Origin of the sequence: Pelomicrobium sp. (genome assembly GCF_036803785.1) — a bacterium.
In the GTDB taxonomy this organism is placed as follows: domain Bacteria; phylum Pseudomonadota; class Gammaproteobacteria; order Burkholderiales; family UBA6910; genus Pelomicrobium.
Map to the genome: position 1 here is coordinate 1 of NZ_DAIRTR010000159.1, position 5,885 is coordinate 5,885.

General features: G+C 65.3%; 10 protein-coding genes. 6 read left to right on the forward strand and 4 right to left on the reverse strand.

The features are described 5' to 3' along the window. Window positions 1-723 (forward strand): phospholipase A (locus V7Q81_RS14020; RefSeq protein ID WP_333844458.1); only part of this gene is annotated, 723 nt, incomplete at its 5' end. A 15-nt stretch (window positions 724-738) separates the two neighbouring features. Here V7Q81_RS14020 and V7Q81_RS14025 read toward each other — a convergent pair. From V7Q81_RS14025 to V7Q81_RS14035, 3 genes are read right to left on the reverse strand one after another with little or no spacing between them, the layout of a single operon-like run. Then, entirely contained in the window at window positions 739-1,035 is a 297-nt protein-coding gene (locus V7Q81_RS14025) for a YqjK family protein (protein WP_333844460.1), read from the reverse strand. Then, window positions 1,032-1,430, reverse strand: a complete 399-nt coding sequence (locus tag V7Q81_RS14030) for a phage holin family protein (protein ID WP_333844462.1) — start codon at window positions 1,428-1,430, stop codon at window positions 1,032-1,034. The genes V7Q81_RS14025 and V7Q81_RS14030 overlap by 4 nt, the downstream gene beginning before the upstream one ends. Window positions 1,431-1,440: 10 nt before the next feature. Further along, on the reverse strand, window positions 1,441-1,758 hold the full coding sequence (locus tag V7Q81_RS14035; protein ID WP_333844464.1) for a DUF883 family protein: 318 nt from the start codon (window positions 1,756-1,758) through the stop codon (window positions 1,441-1,443). A gap of 320 nt (window positions 1,759-2,078) precedes the next feature. Here V7Q81_RS14035 and V7Q81_RS14040 point away from each other — a divergent pair, with 320 nt between their 5' ends. The 5 genes from V7Q81_RS14040 to V7Q81_RS14060 all read left to right on the forward strand — a co-directional run bounded on the left by V7Q81_RS14040 (window position 2,079) and on the right by V7Q81_RS14060 (window position 5,539). After that, entirely contained in the window at window positions 2,079-2,651 is a 573-nt protein-coding gene (locus V7Q81_RS14040) for a LemA family protein (protein ID WP_333844465.1), read from the forward strand. A gap of 39 nt (window positions 2,652-2,690) precedes the next feature. Then, entirely contained in the window at window positions 2,691-3,593 is a 903-nt protein-coding gene (locus tag V7Q81_RS14045; protein ID WP_333844467.1) for a hypothetical protein, read from the forward strand. Between the two features lie 165 nt (window positions 3,594-3,758). Then, window positions 3,759-4,322: a cytochrome b gene (locus V7Q81_RS14050; protein ID WP_333844469.1), complete on the forward strand. Its 564-nt coding sequence runs from the start codon at window positions 3,759-3,761 to the stop codon at window positions 4,320-4,322. A 16-nt stretch (window positions 4,323-4,338) separates the two neighbouring features. After that, a complete protein-coding gene (locus tag V7Q81_RS14055) occupies window positions 4,339-4,893 on the forward strand; it encodes a YceI family protein (protein ID WP_333844471.1) in 555 nt (184 codons plus the stop codon). Window positions 4,894-4,972: 79 nt separating this feature from the next. Continuing rightward, complete coding sequence (locus tag V7Q81_RS14060; RefSeq protein WP_333844473.1) at window positions 4,973-5,539, forward strand: YceI family protein; 567 nt, start codon at window positions 4,973-4,975, stop codon at window positions 5,537-5,539. A gap of 21 nt (window positions 5,540-5,560) precedes the next feature. On the opposite strand, the gene V7Q81_RS14065 is transcribed toward V7Q81_RS14060, so the two are convergent. Further along, window positions 5,561-5,885: hypothetical protein (locus V7Q81_RS14065; RefSeq protein ID WP_333844475.1), on the reverse strand; the 325-nt coding region annotated here is incomplete at its 5' end.

Consider the following 5,885-nt stretch of genomic DNA (forward strand, 5'->3'; position numbering starts at 1 on the left):
CCCTTCGCCCTGATCTCTCCTTACGAACCGCTGTATTTCATCTATGGCACGCGGGATGGCGAGAACGCCAAGTTCCAGCTTTCTTTCAAGTACCGCTTTGTGAGGCCCGACAGAGACCTGGCGCGCCTGCTGCCCGGGATCGAAGACATCTACCTCGGCTATGCCCAGACCTCCCTTTGGGACCTGGAGCGGGAGTCGAAGCCTTTCCGGGACACGAGCTACAAGCCGCGGCTTTTCTACTTCAAGGAAGGCCTGTGGCGCAGCGCCGGGGACCGCCTGCGCCTGGGGCTCGAGGCCGGCTACGGTCACGAGTCCAACGGGCGCGACGGCGATCAGTCCCGCTCCATCGACATCCTCTACGCGAGACCCGTCTTCACGTTCGGGAACCGCCAGGACTATCACCTGGTGGCAGCGCCCGGGGTATGGGCGTACCTGGACAAGGAGGAAAACCCGGACATCGATGAGTTCCGCGGCTACGGAGACCTGTACATCGCCCTGCAGAAGACCGACTCGTGGCAGCTTGCCACCACCCTGCGGCTCGGCTCCGACGGCGACAAGGGGAGCGTGCAGGTGGATCTGTCCTATCCCCTCACCCGGATCGGGTTCGGCAACATCGACGGCTACCTGCTGGCCCAGTACTTCAACGGCTACGGGGAGTCCCTCCTGGACTACAACCGCAAGCTGCGCTCCCAGTTCCGGTTCGGGGTCATGCTACTGCGTTAAAGCGAGCGGACCGGCTCACACCCCCAGGGACTGCAGTAGTCTGCGGGCACTGCGGAGCGCCCGCCACCCGACCCAGGCCCGCGAGGCGAGGCGCAGGGCTCTGCGGGGCTTCAGGATCACCGCTAGGAGCACGGCGATGACGACCCAATGGGGATGGGTGCGAAGGTAGTGAACGGTCTCGACGGCCCGATCGGCGAGCCGGAGGGCGGGCGAGAAGCGCTCTAGCGTGCCGACCAGCAATTCCCGCTCCTGCTGGGCTTGGGCCAGGAGGCGAGCGCGCCTCGCGGCTAGATCGTGCGGTGGCGCGTTCATGTACGCCGGCTCAGGCGCTCCCGATCCTTGGCGAGCTCCTCCAGCGTGGTACCGAAAACCGATGGCCGGCGCCGCCACCAAGCCCGCAGCCCCAGTCCTACCGCGGCCGCGGCCCCAAGGGAGAGTCCCGTGAGCACGCCCAGGACGGCGAGCCGCTGGCTTTCCCAGAAGGCGACGACAATGAGCATGGCGGCCAGTACCACGCCGAGGAACAGGGAAAACAAGAAAACGGTGCCCCAGAAAATCAGTCGCACCAGGGCGTCGCGCTCTTCCTCCAGATCGGTGGACAGGATGCGCAGCCGGGTCTCCACCGCGGCGACCGCGGTCGTCCCCAGCGCCTTGAGTGATTCCAGCAGCCGCGGCTGGGCAGGCTGCCTGCCGGAATCCCCGTTCATGCGGGCAGGGTCAGCGGCGCCCGATCAGCAGCCCGACGATCAAGCCCACGCCGGCGGCGATGCCCACCGCCTTCCAGGGATGCTCGTGGACGAACTCGTCCGTCGCCTTGGCGGCGATCCGGGTGCGCTCGGCGGCGAGACCTTCCAGCTCCGCCAACCTGACCTTGGCTTTTTCTAGGCTGGCCTGCACCCGCTCGCGGGCGGCGCTGACCCGCTCGCCCGCCTGGCTGGCGGTCAGCTTCAGCAGCTCCTCAGCGTCGGCCAGCACGACCTTCAAGTCGGCCATCAGCTTGTCCCTTTGGGAAGTCGTGGAGGTCGTGTCATTCATAATGAAAATTCCTTTTAAGTGAGCTTGTGGAAAATGCAATAGAGTTAACCTACCGTCTTTTCCTGCGCAAGGCAATGGCGGGCACGGAGCTCGCTCGCGCGAGAGTGGCTCGGATATACTGCAATTTTATCCCCGGTGCGACTGCCCGGCGAGCCTCCGGCCCATAATTTGGAACCGTCGGCCATCGTCTCCCCTCTCCGGATGGAAGTGGGAGAAAGGAAGAGGTGCCGAACACCGCCAAGCTTGATTTCGGAATGCTCGGGGGTCGGATGGGCGCCCTGTCCGCACCGGCGACCGGGTGTTCTTGGAAAGGAGTCTCTATGGGCGTATTGGGGATTGCGTTGCTTGTGCTGCTGGGGGTGATCGCGCTCTACGCCGTGGTGACCTATAACAACCTGGTCACCCTCAAACACAACGTGGCCAAAGCCTGGGCCAACATCGAAGTCTTGCTGAAGCAGCGCAACGACGAGTTGCCCAAGCTGGTGGAGACCTGCAAACAGTACATGCGGTTCGAGCAGGAGACTCTACAGCGGGTGATGGAGGCCCGCGCCCAGTCCCAGATGGCCCACGCGGCCGGCAACATGGCCGCCCTCGGCCAGGCGGAAGGGGCGCTGCGGGCGGAGCTCGGGCGCCTGTTCGCCGTCGCCGAGGCCTATCCCGATCTCAAGACCAACGAGACCTTCCAGCACCTGCAGGGCCGCATCACCCAGTTGGAGAACAGCATCGCCGACCGCCGCGAGCTCTACAACGAGAGCGCGAACATCAACAACGTCCGCATCGAGCAGTTTCCGGACGCCATCATCGCGGGGCTGTTCAACTTCAAGCCGTTCCAGCTTCTCGAGTTCTCGGACGGGGAAAAGAGCGACGTGGACATGAAGAAGCTGTTCGCCTAGGGAGGTTCCCGGGCGGCCCCTTCTCGAGCGCTGCCCGCCATGATGCGCGAGCTGCGGCGCCGCTACGGGGATTACCTCGCTTCGGGCGCCTACTTGGCCATCGTCCTCTTCGGGCTGGAGAGTCCCGCGCCCCAATCCCGGCTCATGGCCGCGGGCATCATCGCCGTCCTGGCGCTGTGGGCCTGGCTCGCCGCGCTCCATCGCTACCGGTTCATCGCCGACACCCCCACGTCCCGGATCGCCTCGGCGGCGCAAGGGTACGTGGAGCTCCTGGGGCGCGCCCGCTCCCATCCGGGCAACCGGATCCTGAGCAAGCTGACCCTGCTCCCGTGCGTGTGGTTTCGTTACGAGATCCACCGCCGGCAGGCGGACGGCAAATGGGAGCGGCTCGACCATGGGGAGAGCCCGGACACCTTCCTGCTGGACGACGGAAGCGGCGAATGCGTCGTGGACCCGGAAGAGGCCGAGATCGTCACCCCGCGCAAGCAGGAATGGCGGCGGGGGGAATACCGCTATCGGGAATGGTTGATCCTGGAGCAGGATCCCCTCTATGCCCTGGGCTATTTCGTCACCCTGGATCCCCTCGGCGGGCCGCCCGCGGCGCGGGAGGAAGTGGGCGCGCTGCTCGCCGAATGGAAGCGGGACCGGGCGGCGTTGCTCGCGCGCTTCGACGCCAACCGGGACGGGGAGATCGACCTGGTGGAATGGGAAGCCGCCCGCAAGGCCGCGAAAGCGGAGGTGGCCGAGCGGTACAAGGCCCTCCAGTCCGCGGCGGGCTCGATCCACGTCTTGCGCAAGCCTCCGGATGGGCGGCTCTATCTCCTCTCCAATATGCCTCCCGAGGGCCTTGCCGGCCGCTTCCGCCGCTGGGCTTGGTTCCACCTGGCGGTGCTGCTGGCTGCCGCTCCGGCGGCGATCCTGTTTTGGCTCGGGCTCCTCTAGCCCGGGGCGTCCAAATATTTTGAAATACAGGCTCAAAACCGCTCATGCCGCCATGAGGATATTTTCGGCGTGTCGCGGTCTAACCCGCCGGTGAGAACCGATCCCGGTCCGACGGCACGGATTCGCTACACCGAATCCACTGTATTGTCATGGAGAAAGCGCTCGATGGCCCTGGCTAACACGGCCGACCGCTATGGACCGGTGGCCCAGGCGCTGCACTGGGCCACCTTCCTGCTGCTCGTCGGCTCTTTCTCCCTGGGATTGTGGATGGTGGAGCTACCCCTGTCGCCCCTCAAGCTCAGGCTGATTTCGTATCACAAATGGATCGGGGTGACCGTCTTCCTGCTGGTTCTGATGCGGCTCGCCTGGCGGCTCTACAGCCCCCCTCCTCCCCTGCCCGCCTCGGTTCCCCTCTGGCAGCGGCGGGCGGCGAAAGCGGTCCACGGGCTGATCTACGTGCTGCTCGTCACCATCCCGCTGATCGGCTGGCTGGGCAGCTCCGCCAAAGGCATCCCCACGGTCTACCTGGGGCTGGTCCGGCTGCCCGACCTGTTGGCCAAGGACCCAGAGCTGGCCGAGCGGCTGTTTCTGGTCCACTGGGTCCTCAACAAGGCCCTGCTCGTGGCGGTGGGCGTGCACGTGGCGGCGGCGCTCAAGCACCATCTGGTGGACCGGGACGAGGTGCTCGTGCGCATGCTGCCGGCGAGCCTGATACGAAAACGCGCTTGAAATGAGGATTCCTCCCATGATTCGATCGGGCATCGTCATGGCTGGGCTGCTGGCGGCCACCGCCCTGGCCCAGGCGTTCCAGGAGGTGGATTACGCCAAGAGCTGGGTGCGTTTCGCGGGCAAGCAGATGGGGGTGCCGGCGGAAGGCGAGTTTCGACGCTTCACCGCCCGGGTGCGCTTCGACCCCGCCCGGCTCGATCAGGCGCGGGCGGAGGTGGAGATCGACGTGGCAAGCGCTGCCGTGGGCGACCCGGAGGGGGACGCGGAGCTCAAGCGCAAGGCCTGGTTCGACGTAGGGCAATATCCGACGGCCAGATTCGTCTCCACGGCTTTCCGCAAGGTGGGAGAAAATCGCTACGAGGCCACCGGCCAGCTCACCCTCAAGGGCCGCACCCGGGACGTGGTGGTGAGCTTCACCGCCAAGCCCGCGTCCCCGGGTCTGGAACTCACCGGGACCCTGCCCATCAAACGGCTCGATTTCGGCGTCGGTGAAGGCATCTGGGCCGATACCGATACCGTGGCCAACGAAGTGCAGATTCGTTTCCGCCTCATGTTGGGACCGCCGCGATAGCGTGGCTTCTAAAGATTTCCTTTCGCGCTCTTCGCGCCCTTTGCGTTGAGTTTTTTGTTTCTTCGCTCTGGAGGTGACCATGGAAAGACGCATTCTTGGTTTGCTCGCGGGACTTGCCCTGGCGACCGGGGCGGCAGCCGCCGACTCCTACACCCTGGACCCAAGCCATACTTACCCGAGCTGGGAAGTGTGGCACTTGGGCATCTCCAAGTTCCGCGGCAAGTTCACCAAGAGCGAAGGCAAGGTGACCCTGGACCCGGCCAACAACACCGGCCACATCCTGGTCACCATCGATCCGGCCTCGGTGGCGAGTGGCCACGAAAAGCTGGATCAGCACCTCAAGACGGAGGATTTCTTCCACGTAGAGAGGTATCCCGAGATCCGCTTCGAATCCACGGCGCTGCGCTTCACCAGCGGCGTGTTGACCGGAGTGGACGGCAACTTAACCATGCTGGGGGTGACTCGGCCGGTCACGCTAAAAGTACAGTCGTTCCGCTGCACCGAGCATTTCCGCTTGAAAAAAGAGGTATGCGGGGCGGAGGCCACCACCACCATCAAGCGCTCAGACTTCGGCATGACCTACGCCCTGCCGCTGGTGGGCGATGAGGTGACCCTCAACATCGAGGTGGAAGGCTTCAAGGATTGAGCCATCCCGCGAGCTTTCGCCTCAAGCGAGGTTGCGCAGCTCCCGCAGCGCCACCAGCAGCATGGCCAGATCCGGCTGGCTGGCCGCCTGGAGCTCGGTGAGCATTTGCTGCAGGCGCGCCAAGGCCCCTTGATGGTCCGACGCCCACGCCTGGATCAGGGCGTCCGCTTCCCCCAGTTCCGGCCTCGTCTTCAGGATCACCGCGACCAGGGCCCGCAGCTTCTCCGACAGCTCGTCCCGCAGAGTGGTGCGCGCCAGCGCCTGCCAGTGGCTGTCCGTGGGCAGCAGCCCCACCTGCTCCCTCAGCCAGGAAAAGCGCAGCCGGGCCGCCAGCCGGAAATACACC